At 62.8% G+C, this 14,956-nt stretch carries 15 protein-coding genes; 13 read left to right on the top strand and 2 right to left on the bottom strand.

Features of this window, described 5'->3' with window-relative positions; all coding sequences use genetic code 11:
* Positions 1–34 precede the first annotated feature (34 nt).
* Positions 35–985 (bottom strand): LysR substrate-binding domain-containing protein, encoded by a 951-nt coding sequence (locus HDE72_RS00780; protein ID WP_183736773.1) that lies wholly within the window; start codon positions 983–985, stop codon positions 35–37.
* A 184-nt stretch (positions 986–1,169) separates the two neighbouring features.
* On the opposite strand from HDE72_RS00780, the gene HDE72_RS00785 reads away from it, so the two are divergent.
* Positions 1,170–2,396, top strand: a complete 1,227-nt coding sequence (locus HDE72_RS00785; RefSeq protein ID WP_183736775.1) for an HD-GYP domain-containing protein — start codon at positions 1,170–1,172, stop codon at positions 2,394–2,396.
* On the opposite strand, the gene HDE72_RS00790 is transcribed toward HDE72_RS00785, so the two are convergent.
* Positions 2,393–3,439, bottom strand: coding sequence for a GGDEF domain-containing protein (locus HDE72_RS00790; RefSeq protein WP_183736777.1), 1,047 nt, complete (start codon positions 3,437–3,439; stop codon positions 2,393–2,395). The genes HDE72_RS00785 and HDE72_RS00790 overlap by 4 nt on opposite strands.
* A gap of 495 nt (positions 3,440–3,934) precedes the next feature.
* Here HDE72_RS00790 and HDE72_RS00795 point away from each other — a divergent pair, with 495 nt between their 5' ends.
* The 12 genes from HDE72_RS00795 to HDE72_RS00850 all read left to right on the top strand — a co-directional run bounded on the left by HDE72_RS00795 (position 3,935) and on the right by HDE72_RS00850 (position 14,952).
* Positions 3,935–4,171 carry a Flp family type IVb pilin gene (locus HDE72_RS00795; protein ID WP_409254942.1) on the top strand — a complete coding sequence of 79 codons (237 nt, stop codon included), beginning with the start codon at positions 3,935–3,937 and terminating at the stop codon, positions 4,169–4,171.
* 51 nt (positions 4,172–4,222) lie between these two features.
* A complete protein-coding gene (locus tag HDE72_RS00800; RefSeq protein WP_183736781.1) occupies positions 4,223–4,756 on the top strand; it encodes an A24 family peptidase in 534 nt (177 codons plus the stop codon).
* A gap of 95 nt (positions 4,757–4,851) precedes the next feature.
* Positions 4,852–6,228, top strand: a complete 1,377-nt coding sequence (locus tag HDE72_RS00805; protein WP_183736783.1) for an ATP-binding protein — start codon at positions 4,852–4,854, stop codon at positions 6,226–6,228.
* On the top strand, positions 6,225–7,085 hold the full coding sequence (gene cpaB, locus HDE72_RS00810; protein ID WP_183736785.1) for a Flp pilus assembly protein CpaB: 861 nt from the start codon (positions 6,225–6,227) through the stop codon (positions 7,083–7,085). Before HDE72_RS00805 ends, cpaB begins: the two co-directional genes overlap by 4 nt.
* A 32-nt stretch (positions 7,086–7,117) precedes the next feature.
* Complete coding sequence (locus tag HDE72_RS00815; protein ID WP_183736787.1) at positions 7,118–8,548, top strand: type II and III secretion system protein family protein; 1,431 nt, start codon at positions 7,118–7,120, stop codon at positions 8,546–8,548.
* Between the two features lie 16 nt (positions 8,549–8,564).
* The gene (locus HDE72_RS00820) at positions 8,565–8,858 is read left to right on the top strand and encodes a hypothetical protein (RefSeq protein WP_183736789.1); all 294 of its coding nucleotides are present in this window, start codon (positions 8,565–8,567) and stop codon (positions 8,856–8,858) included.
* Complete coding sequence (locus tag HDE72_RS00825; protein ID WP_183736791.1) at positions 8,848–10,287, top strand: pilus assembly protein TadG-related protein; 1,440 nt, start codon at positions 8,848–8,850, stop codon at positions 10,285–10,287. Before HDE72_RS00820 ends, HDE72_RS00825 begins: the two co-directional genes overlap by 11 nt.
* Positions 10,284–10,763 (top strand): TadE/TadG family type IV pilus assembly protein, encoded by a 480-nt coding sequence (locus HDE72_RS00830; RefSeq protein WP_183736793.1) that lies wholly within the window; start codon positions 10,284–10,286, stop codon positions 10,761–10,763. Before HDE72_RS00825 ends, HDE72_RS00830 begins: the two co-directional genes overlap by 4 nt.
* Positions 10,753–11,367, top strand: a complete 615-nt coding sequence (locus HDE72_RS00835; RefSeq protein ID WP_183736795.1) for a TadE/TadG family type IV pilus assembly protein — start codon at positions 10,753–10,755, stop codon at positions 11,365–11,367. The genes HDE72_RS00830 and HDE72_RS00835 overlap by 11 nt, the downstream gene beginning before the upstream one ends.
* A 39-nt stretch (positions 11,368–11,406) precedes the next feature.
* Positions 11,407–12,576: an AAA family ATPase gene (locus HDE72_RS00840; RefSeq protein ID WP_183736797.1), complete on the top strand. Its 1,170-nt coding sequence runs from the start codon at positions 11,407–11,409 to the stop codon at positions 12,574–12,576.
* Between the two features lie 35 nt (positions 12,577–12,611).
* On the top strand, positions 12,612–13,958 hold the full coding sequence (locus HDE72_RS00845) for a CpaF family protein (protein WP_183736799.1): 1,347 nt from the start codon (positions 12,612–12,614) through the stop codon (positions 13,956–13,958).
* Positions 13,959–13,974: 16 nt separating this feature from the next.
* Positions 13,975–14,952 carry a type II secretion system F family protein gene (locus HDE72_RS00850; protein WP_183736801.1) on the top strand — a complete coding sequence of 326 codons (978 nt, stop codon included), beginning with the start codon at positions 13,975–13,977 and terminating at the stop codon, positions 14,950–14,952.
* Positions 14,953–14,956: the final 4 nt, after the last annotated feature.

The raw sequence follows: 14,956 nt of genomic DNA on the forward strand, positions 1-14,956 counted from the left end.
TATTGCTTTTAAGAAATTATCGGGAGAAATAATGTCAAGTTTCTGGTTTGGTCGATGACAGCATCTGCGCGCCCACCCATCGTCCGCTGGCGCACAGCTCGCCGGCCACTTGCAGCACCAGGTTTTTCACGGCCGTGCCGGCATTGGTGAGCGGGATGTTTTTCGAGGCGCACAGGGCTACGGTGCGCGACAGGGCGGGGCTGTGGATGGCGTAGCTGCGCATGGCGCCGCTGTCCAGTTCGGCCAACAGCGGGGCGGTCGGCAGGATGGTGGCGCCCATGTCGGCCAGGATGGCCGATTTCAGGATGGCAATCGAGTTGATCTCGATCACCTTGGCTGTGTTCAGGCCCGCTGCGCGGGCGCGGCTGGCGATGCGCGGGCGCACGCCATGTTGCAGCGCGGGCAGGATCAGGGTGGTCGCCAGCGCCTGCTGGAACGACAGCGCGTTGCCGGCTGGCGCGAACGCGGAATGGGCGCGGCAAATGAAGCGCATCTCTTCTTCCACCAGCGGGCTGCAGGCAAACGGCGTCAGCTGGCCATCATCGAACAGTACGGCCAGGTTGATGCGGCCCGATTTCAGCTGTTCATTGAGGTTGCCCGTGATTTCTTCCGTCAATTGCAGGGTGATCTCGGGATAACGTTCGCGCGCGGCCAGCAGCAGGGGCAGGGCCAGGGCGCCAGAGATGCTGTGCGGCAGGCCCAGGGTGACGTTGCCCGATGGTCGGGTGGCGCTTTGCGTGACGGCCGAGCGGGCGTCGGCCACCTGTTTCAGGATCGCTTGTGCATGCTCATAGAAAATCTTGCCCGCGTCGGTGGACAGTACGCCTTGCGCCGAGCGGTGCAGCAATTGCACGCCCAGTTCTTCTTCCAGCTGGCGCAGTTGCTGCGTCAGCGCTGGCTGCGCCACGTGCAGGTTTAGCGCCGCGCGCGACAATGAGCCGTGGTCGACAATGGCGACGAAGTATCGAAGTTGACGCAATTCCATGTGCTGCCAGTCTCACAAGCGAAGTCGGTTTCTGCGGTGCGCCAGGCGCTGGCCACAGAGCTTTTGTAGCGGGAAAAACACGCGCTTTATTGGCGCTTGCGCGCACGTCCCCCGTCTTTGCATATTTGCTATACTCATTCTAGCGCTTCCGGTACACCAGCACGCTTATTTGTGGGACGACTGCATGTTCAAGAAAGTAGATTCTTCGCAATTAAAAGTCGGCATGTACATCCACGATCTGAGTTGTGACTGGATGACGCACCCGTTTGTGCGCAACCGCTTCCTGTTGCGCAGCGATGAAGAAATCCGCAAGATCGTGCAAGCCGGCATCCATGATGTGGTGATCGACAGCAGCAAGGGGCTCGACGTGCAGGATGCGCCCACGCTGGCGCAAGCGCAGGCCGCCACCGAGCGCGAACTGGTGCAGATCGTCAGCGCGCCGCCCGTGGTGACGCGCATTTCATTGGGCATGGAGCTGGCGCGGGCGACGCAGGTGCGCAGCCAGGCCACGCATCTGGTGCGGGCAGTGATGGCCGATGCGCGCCTGGGCAAGGCCGTCGAGCTGGACCGGGTGCAGCACACGGTGCAGGACATTACCGAATCGATTTTTCGCAATCCCGGCGCCTTGCCCGGTTTGCTGCGCATCAAGAGCAAGGATGATTACACCTTTTTGCATTCGGTCAGCGTGTGCGCGCTGCTGGTGGCGTTTTGCCGCTCGCGCGGCCTGGACGCCGAAACCACGCACCAGGCAGGCCTGGGCGGCTTGCTGCATGACACAGGCAAGGCGCTGGTGCCCGATAGCGTGCTGAACAAGCCGGGACCGTTGACGCCGGAAGAATTCGAGCTGATCAAGCGCCACCCGCGCGATGGCTACGATATCCTGCGCCAGTCGCCGGAAGTCGGACCGATCCCGCTCGATATCACCTTGCATCATCACGAGCGGCGCGACGGCAGCGGTTATCCGGACAAGCTGGCCGGCGACGCCATCAGCGACCTGGCGCAGATGGCCGCCATCGTCGATGTGTATGATGCGCTGACTTCGGACCGCAGTTATCACAAGGGCATAGCGGCTGCGGAAGCCTTGCGCAAGATCTATGAATGGAGCAAATTCCACTTCAACCCGGTGTTTGCGCAAGACTTCATGCGCTGCGTGGGTATCTATCCGGTAGGCACCATGGTGATACTGGAATCGGGCCGCCTGGCCGTGGTGATCGAGGCGCACGCAAGCAATCTGCTGGCGCCGAAGGTGAATGTGTTCTTCAGTACGAAAAGCAAAACCTACATCAAGCCGGAAACGGTCGACCTGTCGCGCGGCGTCGGTTTTGGCGGCGCCGACAAGATTGTCGGCCATGAATCGGCCGCCAAGTGGCAGGTCGATCCCATGCGCTTTTTATCGTTAGCAGACGCCTAGAAGAACTCCGCCGTGTCGTTGGAGGCGATGGTCGTGAGCATGCCTTTCGCTACCAGCTCATCATAATGGCAGGCAAGATTGCGGCCATGGCTTTTCGCGTAGTACAGCGCCTGGTCGGCCCGCCCCAGAATGATCACGGGCGCTTCGAAGGCGCTGATGCTGACGAAGCCCACGCTGACGGTGACTCTGCCCACTTGCGGGAAATCATGCGCCTCGACATTGGTGCGGAAGCGGTCGATGATTTTCTGCGCATTGTCCAGGGTGATCGAACGCAGCAGCACGACGAATTCCTCGCCGCCGAAACGGAAGATGCGGTCTTGCGAGCGGAATGATGATTGCAGCAGGTTGGCGATCAAAATCAATACTTCATCGCCATACAAATGGCCGAACTTGTCGTTGACCAGCTTGAAATGGTCGACATCGATCACGGCCAGCCACTGGCGTTCCGTATCGCTGTGGTGGCGCCGCTCGGCGTCAAACGGACGGCTCTTGTCGCTGTCGCCGTCGCTGCGGCTTTGCAGGATCTTGGCCAGCTGGTCGTCGAAGGTCTTGCGGTTCAACAAACCGGTCAGCGAATCGCGTTCGCTGTAGTCGAGCAGATTCTGGAAATTACGGTAGACGCTGACGATGCCGCCGATTACCTGGATGGTGGCGCCCGTGTACGGCGTCGGGTTGGTAATTTCCAGGCAGGTGGTGACCTGGTCGCCGATCCAGATTGGCAGCCACAGCAAATGGCGGCCATCGTCGCACAGGGTGTCGGCGCTCGCTTCATGGCGCGTGATGCAGGCCGCCAGCGCCGGATAGTCGGCCAGGGGCTCGCCGGGCGAAGAGGGATCGGGATTGTCTTCCATGCGCGCCACGCTGCCTGCCACGATGATGGCCCGCGAGCGCACGAACACCTGGCCACGCACGGTGGTCAGTGCCAGCACGCGGGTTTGTGACGCGGAAGCGAGTTCCTGGACCGCCGAGATCACCGAGATATCGAGCATCGTGTGATCGCGGTGTCCCGTCATGTCCACCATGTGTTTCAGTAGGGAGTCCATTGTCGTTCTCTGGAAAGTAGTCACACAAGTGTCGTCATACCAGCATTGCGTCAAGCAAGAGCATGTTCGCGTCCGTCTACAAGAAGCCAAGATTTATTTGGTGGCATGACACACCGCAGAGTACCTGAAAAAATGCCCAGTCCGGCATTGTCATGCCTGGGACCGCACGTTTTGATCAGCCACTTTTTTGCCGGGCGATAAGCCTTTCCAAAGAAGAACTAAGCAGGATAATGTCTTTTTGCCTAATAGGCAATTAACGTATGCAAGATTTCATGTAAAAGCATGTGATTCTTGCCTGCCGTTGTAAAAAAATGCTGTCAAGAAGTTTGCAACTCTTACTCGCAACATCGCCTCCGTCATCAGCCTATCTGGGCAGGCCTTGATAATTTCCATGAGGAAATTTGTGACGCGTCAATTTGTCGAACTGCAAGCGTCCTATAGTCACTGCAATGGCGCAGAAATTAACGGTAGGAAACATATTAGCAGGAATGGGCGATGTTTCACATCGGATTGCGCCAGGGACTTGTGATTCACTTTTGGGAGCTTGTCATGCATACCTTCCTGTCGGCAGTACAGCAGTTCGTCAAAGATGAGGACGGGATTACGGCAATCGAGTATGGCCTGATTGCGGCATTGATGGCAACCGCCATCACTGCCGGCTTCTTGCTGATCAAGACCAACTTGCTGTCCGTTCTCACCGAGATTTCAAGCAATCTGGTGTTGACGCCCTAAGCAGGTACCGCCATCGGCCGGCCGGTGGCGGTTTTTTCGAGAGGTATGCCCATGTCCGCCAAGGCACTGTGCGACTTGCTGCTGCTGCTCTTCGTGACGGCCGCCGCTGTCAGCGACCTGGCCCGCCGCAAGATCCCGAATACCTGGGTAGTGGCCGGTATTGCCACTGCGCTGGGCCTGCAATTGTGGCTGTCGCCGCAGCGCTTGCCGCTGGACTGGCTGGGTGGCATGGCGACCGGGTTTTTCCTGTTCCTGCCCTTGTACGTGTTGCGCGGCATGGCCGCCGGCGACGTGAAACTGATGATCATGGTGGGCGCCTTTGCGGGGCCGTGGCCGGCCGTGCTGATCTGCTTTAGCACTTTTGTATGCGGTGGCGTGATGGCGGTATCGATGATCCTCTGGCAGGGCAGCTGGCGTGACTGCCTGCGCAATATGCGCCAGTTGCTGTGGCCGATGATCGCGCGCGCCGCCGGTGCGCCGCTGGCGCCCACCCCGCTCGCTCGCCATGCCAGCGTGGGCAATATGCCGTATGGACTGGCGATCGCCGTGGGCACGCTGGTGGTGCAAGCCCATGATTATTTCTGAAACGCATTCATTGCTATTAATCAATGGGTACCGGGAGCTGCTCGCTAGAATGAATTTCTGATCGCTGTAGTCCTAATCTGCTTGGAGAAGCCGCAATGAGCGAGGTCGACTATTCCCTGCATGCCGAGCACGTGCCGCGTCCATCCGATGCGCAGCTGATGCCGCCTTTGCCGCCGCAGCCGAAGAGCCTGCGCGAGACGGGGCTGGAGCGGCAACTGGTGGTCGAGCTGATCGCCAAGGCTATTTTTTCCGGTGGCAAGACCCATCTGTCCGTGCTGGCCACGCGCTTGCGCCTGTCGATCAATGTCTTGCGCGAAGTACTCGATTTCATGGTGGGCGAACAATGGGCCGAGGTGGCCTGGCGTGGCGATTCCGAGATCGATGTGCAATATCAGCTGACCGGCCCCGGCAAGCAGCGCGCTGCCGCTTTCCTGGAGCGCTGCGCGTATGTCGGCGCCGCGCCCGTCACCCTGGAAGCCTACCGCGCCATGGTGGCGCGCCAATCCTGGCGGGCGCAGGAGCAGCGCGTGGCCAGCGATGACCTGGCGGCCGTGCTGGGCGGCGCCCATGCGGGACCGGGCATGCTCGATCTGCTGGGTGCGGCCCTGTATGCGGGACGCCCGCTATTATTGTACGGTCCGCCAGGCAGCGGCAAGTCGACCCTGGCGCTGCAACTGGGGCAATTGCTGCATGGCCTGGTGGCCGTGCCCTACGCCATCGTGGTCGGTCAGGACATCATTCAGCTGTACGATGCGGCGCAACACTTGCCGCCGGCGCCGCAGCATGTCAGCCATGCGCGTCAGGCGCTGGAGCGGCGCAGCACCGATATCCGCTGGGTGCTGTGCCAGCGTCCGGTGATACATGTCGGTGCAGAACTCGATGCGGACATGCTGGCGCTGCCCTATGACAGCAGCAATGGTTGCTACCAGGCGCCGCCCCATGTGCGTGCCAACAATGGCATGCTGATCGTCGATGACCTGGGGCGCCAGCGCGTGAGCGCAGCCGAGGTGCTGACGCGGCTGATGCGGCCGCTGGTGCAGGGCATGGACCTGCAGAGCTTGCGTGGTGGCATGAAAATCAGCATGCCCTTCGACAATGCCCTGGTGCTGGCCACCAACTTGCCGCCCGGCGATTTGCTCGACGCTGCGCTGTTGCGCCGCATCGGCTACAAGGTCGCCGTGGGGCCGCTCAGCGATAGCGCTTACCGTGCCCTGTTCCGCCAGCAATGCCGCGTCGCCGGTATCGCGATCGACGAGCTGGCGCTCAACCATCTGGTGCAACAGCTGCACGGCGCCGAAGGGCGGCCCTTGCTGGCCTGCTATCCGTCTCAATTGCTGGAGCGCATCGTTGATTTCGCCGGCTTTGCGGGCACGGCGCCAAGGCTGGCGGTGGCCACCCTGGAGCAAGCCTGGAACAGCCTGTTTGCCAGCTGTGATGTGCCGGTCGGCAGCTTGTGCGAGAGCATCGCATGAAAAACCGCCGCGCATTGCTGATGATGGGACTGGCCATTTTGCTGGGCTTGATGGCGGTGCTGCTGGCGTCGCACTGGCTGCTGCGCCAGACGCCTGTCGGCAAGGGCAAGATCGTGGTGGCCGCCGCCGACGTCAACCTGGGCCAGCGTCTGACGCCGGACATGTTGCGTTTGACGGAATGGCCAGCAGAAAGTTTGCCGCAAGGCGCTTTGCAAGATCCGCAGCCACTGGCGGGGCGCGTGCTGAAAAGCAGCATGCTGCGCGGTGAACCGCTGAGCGAGGCCAAGCTGGCGCCCGTCGGCACCCTCGGTGGTCTGTCGGCGCTGATTACGGAAGGGCGGCGCGCCATTACCGTGCGCGTCAACGATGTGATTGGCGTGGCGGGATTCGCCTTGCCCGGCAACTATGTCGACATCATCGTTAGCACCCAGCAGGACGCTGGCGACCGCAATTTTCCGCAGAGCCGCAATATCTCCAAGATTGTGCTCGAACGCATACTGGTGCTGGCGGTGGCGCAGGAAGTGGGGCGCGATGAAACCAAGCCGCGCGTGGTCAATGCGGTGACCCTGGAAGTGACGCCGGAGCAGGCGGAAAACCTCGACCTGGCACGCAGCGTGGGCAGCCTGTCGCTGGTGCTGCGCAACCAGGTCGACCCGCAGCCGGGCGTGACGGCGGGCGCGACCAAGCTGACCTTGCTGGGCGAGCCGCCGCCAGCGCCGCCGGCCGCCCCGGCCACCGTGATGACCGTTGCCGCAGCGGTCAGTCCGCCGCGCCCGGTAATGCGCAGCAAGGAAGAGCCGCCGCGTGATTGCAGCGCGCTGATCGATGGCACGCGCCAGTCGCGCGTATGTTTTTAGCCGCTCCGCAACGATCCACCATGGACCTCCACATGAACCGCGCCCTGCTGACTTTGTGTCTTGCCATGCTGCCGTATCTGGCGGATGCCGCCGCGCCTGTGGCGGGCAGCCCCCGTTGCGGCGGAGAGGCGGCCTCGCCCGGCAAGCTGCTGCTGGAGGTGGGCAAGTCGAGCATGCTGCGCCTGCCCGAAGCCGTGCTGCAGCGCAGCGTCGGCAATCCGGCCGTGGTGCAGGCGATCCTGATGGCGCCCGACACCTTGTATGTGGTGGGCGTCGATGTGGGCAGCACCAACATGATTATCCAGGGCAAGAGCGGTAGCTGCAGCGTGGTCAATGTGATCGTCAGCATGGACCCGGCCGGCTTGCAGGCAACCCTGGCATCCCTGATGCCGGAAGAAAAAGCCATCCGCGTCACGGCGGTGGCCGATACGCTGGTGTTGTCAGGCACGGTGCAGGATGCGGGCGCCGTGCTGCGCGCCGTGGAATTGGCACAGGCCTATGTGCGCCACACACTACAGCCGCTGGCGCTGCCCAAAGCGGCCGATGGCAGCGCACCACCCACGCCTGGCGGTGCGCCGGCCGCGGGTCGCGTCATCAATATGCTCGACGTCAGCGCACCGCAGCAAGTGATGCTGGTGGTACAGATCGCCGAAGTGTCGAAGTCCTTGCTGGAGCGGCTGGAAGTGGGCGCCACCCTGCGCTTTGCTTCCGGCAGCTGGGCCACGACCTTGCTGTCGAATTTCCTGACCGGCACGGCGAATGGCTTGCTCGATGTGCGCAAGTCGACTGGCCAGCAACTGACCATCGAGGCGCAGAAGCAGGATGGCCTGGTGCGCATCCTGGCCGAACCGACGGTGATGGCGATCAGCGGGCAAGAGGGCAGTTTTCTCGCGGGCGGCAAGATTTTCATTCCGGTCGGCCAGGACAATGGCAAGGTCACGCTGGAAGAGCGCGAGTATGGCGTCGGCTTGCGCTTCACGCCGACGGTGCTGTCGGGCGGACGCATCCATTTGAAGGTGGCGCCCGAAGTGTCGGAACTGTCGCGCGAAGGGGTGGGCATTTCCGCTGCCGGCGTCAGCGGGCGTTCCATCTTGCCGGTGATTACCACGCGGCGCGCCTCGACCACAGTGCAATTGTTCGATGGCCAGAGTTATGCCATCGGTGGCTTGATCAAGAATAACCAGGTCAGCAACATCACGGGTGTGCCCTGGCTCAGCGAGCTGCCCATCCTGGGCGCGCTATTTCGCAGCACGGATTTCCAGCACGACCGCACCGAGCTGCTGTTCGTGATTACGGCCCATCTGGTAAAACCCTTGCCGCCCGACACTGTATTGCCGACGACACAGTTGACGCCGCCATCGCGCACGAATTTGATGTTGAACGGCAAGCTGGAAGGGCCACCGCCAGCCCAGTCCAAGTCCAGTCCGCCAGCGCGTGCCGTGCAGGGTTTCGAGTTGAAATGAGACAGGGAGAAATGCCATGCCGAGATCCCATATGAGCCACCTGCTGGTGCTGGCCCTGGCGCTGCAATTGAGTGCTTGTGCGCATCAGAGTACGCCACAGCTGGACCTGCGCTTTGGCGACGCCGTGCGCCTGGCCATGGCGCAGCAGGTTCTGAACCCGGCTGCGGCGCGCAACCAGACCCCGGCCAACGGTCTCGATGGTCCCAGCGCACGCGCCGTGATGGACCGCTATCGCGCTTCGTTCGTCGAACCGAATGGGCAAGCGCAGCAACCGGTGCAGTTCATGCTGGGAGGCAGCGTTGGAAAATAAACGCCAACGCCAGCGGGGGGCGATGCTGATCGCCTTTTCCATCCTGCTCATCGTGGTGCTGGGCTTTATCGGCCTGGCACTCGATGTGGGGCAAGTCATCGGCCGCAAGACTGAATTGCAAAACCTGGCTGACAACGCGGCGCTGGCGGCGGCGCCGGAACTGGTGGGCACGGCCGCCGGCCTGGCCAATGCCGTGGCGAAAGCCAAGAGCAGCGCAGCCGACCGGAGTGCTTTTCAGCATCGCACGCAAGGCGCCGTCTTGTCCGACGGGAGTATCCGCTTCGCCAGTGCTTTTGATGCGCCCGCTACCGCCTGGCATGCGGCCGGCGCCGTGCCCGACCCTGCCAAGGCGCTGTTTGTGCGTATCGATACGCATGACAGCGAACCGTCGCTGGGCAGCGTGAAGACAGCTTTCCTGGGCGCCTGGTCGCCCGCCTTGCGCACGCTCAATGCAGGTGCGCGCGCCGTGGCGGGCCGGGTCAGCGTGCGCTTGACGCCGCTGGCAATCTGCGCGCTGTCGCCGGCGCCGAGTGGCTTGCGTACCAATCCCGGACCGCCCGAACGCAAGGAAGCGCTGGAATATGGTTTTCGGCGCGGCGTGGCCTATAACCTGTTCAACCTGAACCCGAATGGCCCCGCCCCCGCACACTTCCTGCTCAATCCCATGGGGACACTCGGCACGGTAGGTTCGTCGGCGCAAATGAGCAACGCTGCCGTGACGCCGTTTATCTGCAGCGGCAGCATGTTGCACACTGCCATAGGCGGCGCGTCCATCCACGCGCACCGGCCATTTCCCACTGAATTATGGTCGGCATTCAATGCACGCTTCAACCAGTATGCGGGCAATGGCTGCGACCCGCAGACGGCGCCGCCCGACACGAATATCCGCCCCTATCCGAACGCCTTGCCGGGCTGGTGGATGAATATGCCATCGGGGTCGAGCGCCTCTCCCAGCGCCAGTGCCACATCGTTGCTGTCGGTGGCCGACCTGCCGCCAGCGGCCCTGCCGGCCACGATTCCTGCCGCCAGCTATGGGCCGTTATGGTCGTTCGCCAAGGCGGTGCAATACGCCAGTCCGAAACCGGCCGGCGACTACCCGGCTTTTCCCACCAGCGCCTGGGCCGGCCTGTATCCGGGCTTGCCTGCGGCACCGGCCAGTAACGGTTTTTATCCCGCCAGCAGCACACCTTACTTCACGTCAGGCTTGCAGACGGCGCCGGTAGGCAATGTGGGCGTGGCGCAGCGGCGCGTGCTCAATATCGCCTTGCTATCCTGCCCCTTGCCGGGCGGCAGCGACATCCTGGTCAATGTGCTGGCCATCGGGCGTTTCTTCATGACGGCGCCGGCGGCCAGCGGCATGCTGAGCGCCGAATTTGCGGGCCTGGTATCCGAGCAGGCGCTGGCTGGCCCGACGGAGCTGCTGTTATGAGATGGCCGCCTCTGCAACGGCGTCAGCGCGGCGTGGCGGCCATCGAGCTGGCGCTGATCCTGCTGTTTTTCATGGGCCTGTTGCCGGTGGTGCTGCTGTTCGGCAGCGCGCTGCAGGCTTACACGGCATTGCAGAAAAGTACGCATGACGCGGCGCGCTATATGGCCACCTTGCCAATGGTGCAGATGACGAGTATCACAGCCGCCGCCCAGAACAGCGTGTTTGTCCGGAAGATGGTGCTCGATGCGATGGCCGAGACCTCGCCGGCCATGGATGCCAGCAGAGTCGCTTTGGAATGCGTTTACAGCGAGGATGTTTATCCCTGCGGTAGCTTTTCCAGCAAGCCGCTGCAGGTGCGCGTCCGGATCGGCGTGGATATGCCTGTCACTTTCTTGCCCAACCTGGTGCGCAAATGGCTGCCACAGGCGACGTCGATACCGTTGCGCGCCAATGCGACCTTGCGCTATGACAATTAATCTGCACCAGCGACTGCGGCGTCAGGACGGTGTGTTTGCCGTCGAATTTGCCATGCTGGCGATACTGTTTTTTATCTTTTTGTTTGCCATGCTGGAAGTGGCGCGTGCCGTGTACCTGTGGAATATGGTGCATGAGGTGACGCGGCGTGCCGCGCGCGGCGCCGCCGTGGCCGATTTCAGCAATGCCGCTGCGCTGCAAGCCGTGCGCGAACAGGCGATCTTGCGTGCCGGGCCGGGCCGCTTGCCGCTGGGCGGCGCCATCAATGATGCCTATGTGCGTATCGATTATCTGTCGCAGAGTGGCAGCAGTGGCAGTACCCTGGCGCCAGTGCCCGTCAGCGTGCTGCCCGGCTGTCCGCAGCGTAACCGCATCAATTGCCTGAACGACCCGCATGGCGCCAGTTGCATCCGTTTCGTGCGTGCCCGCCTGTGCGTGCCTGGTGGGGGGGCGGGCCAGTGCGAACGGGTGCCTTACCGGCCCATCTTGCCGATGCTGGACATGATGTTTCCGTCGGGAGCGCAAGCGGTGCGCCTGCCCAGCGGTACCACCATGGCCGTGGCTGAATCGCTCGGTTATCACGAGAATGCCGCGTTTTGCCCTTGAACGTATCCCTGCAATACCAGACAGAAGTGAGGACGGCCGATGAAAGCCTTGATGATTACCCGTGATGCCACCCTGCATGATGAAATCGCGGCGCAGGGGGCGGCGCGCATGCCGGTGCTGCGCCTGCTGGAGCGGCGCAGCGGTTTGCGCGATGCCGTCGACCACATGATGAGCGAGGCGCCCGAACTGGTGATCGTCGACGCCAGCGAGATCGAACTGGACGAAGCCGATTTGCTGGAGCGGCTGGCGCGCCAGTATCCGCAAGCCGCGCTGATGCTGCTGACGCGCGGGCAGCAGCAGGATGTGCTGATACGCGCGATGCGCGCCGGCATGCGCGAAGTGCTGCAATTGCCGCTGGTGCACAAGGCGTTTCACGAAGCGATGGACCGGGTGGATGTGCACGCGGGCGTGACGCAGATGCGCGACGGCAAGGTGCTTGCCTTCATCTCGTGCAAGGGCGGCAGCGGCGCCACTTTTCTGTCGACCAATTTTGCCTATGCGCTGGCGACCCTGGCCGGCTGCAAGGTGCTGCTGATCGATCTGCACGGACAGTTTGGCGACGCCACCCTGTACGTGTCGGACCAGAAACCGGCGATGACCTTGTCCGATATCTGCGCCCAGATCACGCGCATGGACGGCGCTTTTCTCGCCTCATGCCTGGTGCACATAACGCCCAATTTCGGCGTGCTGGCGGCGGCCGACGATCCGGCCCACAAGGTCGACATGCAACCCGAGCACATGGACCGCATTTTGGCCGTGGCGCGCCAGCATTATGACTACATCGTGCTCGATGTGGGGCGCCAGATCGATGCGCTGTCCTTGCGCGCGCTCGACAGCGCCGACGCGATTTATCCGGTGCTGCAGCTGGCCTTGCCCGATATCCGCGATGGCCGCCGCCTGCTCGATATTTTCCGCTCGCTCGGTTATCCGGGCGAGCGCCTGCGGCTGATCGTCAACCGCTATGAAAAGGGCGGGCGTTTGCGCCTGGCCGACCTGGAGCAGGCGCTGGGCGCCGAAGTGGTGCATACGGTGCCCAATGATTATCTGGCGGCCACCGATTCGGTCAACCAGGGCATCCCGCTGCTGCAGCTGTCGCGCAGCAGCGCCGTGGCGCGCAGCCTGGCCGACCTGGTGGAACTGGTGACGGCGCGCCGCGTGACGGAAAGCCGCGGCCTGTTCGACCGCCTGTTCAGCCGCAACGAAGTGTAGCGCGGCTCCCGCCGGGAGCCATTACGGGAGCCGAGATGACTTTACGCGAACGTCTGGCAGCCAATGAGCAGACGCGTCCTGCCAGCAATGGGCAGGATGCGCTGGCATTGCACGCCTATCAGGAACTGAAAAAGACCATGCACCAGACGATACTCGACCGTATCGACCTGGAGCGCCTGAAGCGCTTGACGGCCGAACAGTTCAAGCATGAGCTGGCGCTGCTGGTGCAGCGCGTCATCGAAGATGAACACATCGTGCTGAACCAGCATGAGCGGCATAGCCTGGTGCTCGACATCCAGCACGAGATGCTCGGTTTCGGTCCGCTCGAACCGCTGCTGGCCGACCCCAGCGTGTCCGATATCCTCGTCAACACCTGCGATAAAGTGTACGTGGAACGGGGCGGGCGGCTGCAACTGACCGACGTCACCTTTCACGACAATGCGCATCTGATGAAAATCATTGAAAAAATCGTTTCGCGCGTGGGGCGCCGGGTCGATGAATCGAGCCCCATGGTGGACGCGCGCCTGCCCGATGGTTCGCGCGTGAACGCCATCATCCCGCCGCTGGCGGTCGATGGTCCGATTTTGTCGATACGCCGCTTCGCCGTGCATCCCCTGAGCATCGCCAACCTGCTCGACTATAAAAGCCTCACGCCGCCGATGGTGCAAGTGCTGCAGGCGCTGGGCCAGGCCAAGGTCAATATTTTGATCTCGGGCGGCACCGGCAGCGGCAAGACCACCTTGCTCAATGTGCTGTCCGGTTTCATTCCCGGCAGCGAACGCATCGTCACCATCGAGGATGCCGCCGAGCTGCAGCTGCGCCAGCCGCACGTGGTGCGCCTGGAAACGCGGCCACCGAATATCGAAGGCAAGGGTGAAGTCAGCCAGCGCGCGCTGGTGCGCAATGCGCTGCGCATGCGGCCTGACCGCATCATCCTGGGCGAGGTGCGTGGCGCCGAAGCGCTCGACATGCTGCAGGCGATGAACACGGGCCATGAAGGCTCCTTGGCGACCATCCACTCGAACACGGCGCGCGATGCGCTGTCGCGGCTGGAAAACATGGTTGGCATGGCCAGCGTCAACCTGACGCCACGCGCCACGCGCCAGCAGATCTGTTCTGCCGTGACGGTGGTGATGCAGGTGTCGCGCCTGACCGACGGCGCGCGCAAGCTGGTCAGCCTGCAGGAAGTGACGGGCATGGAGGGCGACATCATCGCCATGCATGAAATTTTCCGTTTCGAGCAGACGGGCGTGGACAAGGATGGCAAGGTGCTGGGGCACTTCTGCGCGACCGGCGTGCGTCCCCGCTTCACGGAGCGTTTGCGCATGTTCGGCGCCGCCGTGCCCGACAGCGTGTTTGATCCCGACCGCATCTACGAATAAACAATGGGAGGATGGCATGGACCTGGTGTTCTACGGCTTTGCAGTGCTGCTGTTTGCCGCCTGCATCCTGTTGGTGGAAGGCGCCTGGCTGTGGTGGTCGGGCACGCATGGCAGCGCCGCCAAACGCATCAACCGGCGTTTGCGCCTGATGGCCACGCGTGGTGCGTCTGGCGGTGAACGGGTGTCGATACTCAAGCAGCGCCGTTATGCGCAGTCGCCCGGCCTGGACCGGCTGCTGCGGCGTTCGCCGCAGTGCGCCGCGCTGGACCGTTTGCTGCTGCAATCGGGCCTGTCCTGGTCGGTGGCGCAGTTCCTGGCGGGCGCCAGTGGCGCGCTGCTGGCAGCCGTGTGCGTGCTGCTGCTCTGGCCCTTGCCCTTGCCGGGCGCCTTGCTGCTGCTGGCCGTGGCCGGTGGCGGTCCTGCCATGTTTTTGCTGCGCGCACGCGCGCAGCGGCTGCAAAAAATCGAGGCGCAATTACCCGAGGCGGCCGATTTTTTGGCACGCGCCTTGCGCGCCGGGCATTCGTTTTCGAATGTGCTGCAAATGGTCGGCGAAGAGTTGAGCGAACCGATCAGCGGCGAATTCAAGATGGCGTACGAAGAGATCAACTATGGCGTGTCGATGAACGAGGCGCTGCAAAACCTGGCCACGCGCATTCCGCTGACGGACTTGCGCTACCTCGTCATCGCCGTGCTGGTGCAGCGCGAATCGGGCGGCAACCTGGCCGAAGTGCTGCTCAGCATTGCCCGCATCATCCGCGCCCGCCTCAAATTGCTGGGCCAGGTGCGCGTCCTGTCGGCCGAGGGCCGCATGTCGGCCTGGGTGCTGGGCCTGATGCCGGTGGTCATGATCGGCGTCATGGCGGTGGTCAACCCAAAATACATCAGCCTGCTATGGACCGACCCCAGCGGCATCCGCCTGCTGTGGTATGCGGCGGGGATGGTGGCGTTCGGTATCGTCTGGATGCGTAAAGTTATCCGCATCCGCATTTAAAGTG

The sequence above is a fragment of the Janthinobacterium saanense genome, assembly GCF_014200675.1.
In the GTDB taxonomy this organism is placed as follows: domain Bacteria; phylum Pseudomonadota; class Gammaproteobacteria; order Burkholderiales; family Burkholderiaceae_D; genus Janthinobacterium.

Coding starts and splice junctions, on each gene's coding strand:
- HDE72_RS00780 (WP_183736773.1), bottom strand. CDS start 985: ATGGAATTGCGTCAACTTCGATACTTCGTCGCCATTGTCGACCACGGC.
- HDE72_RS00785 (WP_183736775.1), top strand. CDS start 1,170: ATGTTCAAGAAAGTAGATTCTTCGCAATTAAAAGTCGGCATGTACATC.
- HDE72_RS00790 (WP_183736777.1), bottom strand. CDS start 3,439: ATGGACTCCCTACTGAAACACATGGTGGACATGACGGGACACCGCGAT.
- HDE72_RS00795 (WP_409254942.1), top strand. CDS start 3,935: ATGTTTCACATCGGATTGCGCCAGGGACTTGTGATTCACTTTTGGGAG.
- HDE72_RS00800 (WP_183736781.1), top strand. CDS start 4,223: ATGTCCGCCAAGGCACTGTGCGACTTGCTGCTGCTGCTCTTCGTGACG.
- HDE72_RS00805 (WP_183736783.1), top strand. CDS start 4,852: ATGAGCGAGGTCGACTATTCCCTGCATGCCGAGCACGTGCCGCGTCCA.
- cpaB (WP_183736785.1), top strand. CDS start 6,225: ATGAAAAACCGCCGCGCATTGCTGATGATGGGACTGGCCATTTTGCTG.
- HDE72_RS00815 (WP_183736787.1), top strand. CDS start 7,118: ATGAACCGCGCCCTGCTGACTTTGTGTCTTGCCATGCTGCCGTATCTG.
- HDE72_RS00820 (WP_183736789.1), top strand. CDS start 8,565: ATGCCGAGATCCCATATGAGCCACCTGCTGGTGCTGGCCCTGGCGCTG.
- HDE72_RS00830 (WP_183736793.1), top strand. CDS start 10,284: ATGAGATGGCCGCCTCTGCAACGGCGTCAGCGCGGCGTGGCGGCCATC.
- HDE72_RS00835 (WP_183736795.1), top strand. CDS start 10,753: ATGACAATTAATCTGCACCAGCGACTGCGGCGTCAGGACGGTGTGTTT.
- HDE72_RS00840 (WP_183736797.1), top strand. CDS start 11,407: ATGAAAGCCTTGATGATTACCCGTGATGCCACCCTGCATGATGAAATC.
- HDE72_RS00845 (WP_183736799.1), top strand. CDS start 12,612: ATGACTTTACGCGAACGTCTGGCAGCCAATGAGCAGACGCGTCCTGCC.
- HDE72_RS00850 (WP_183736801.1), top strand. CDS start 13,975: ATGGACCTGGTGTTCTACGGCTTTGCAGTGCTGCTGTTTGCCGCCTGC.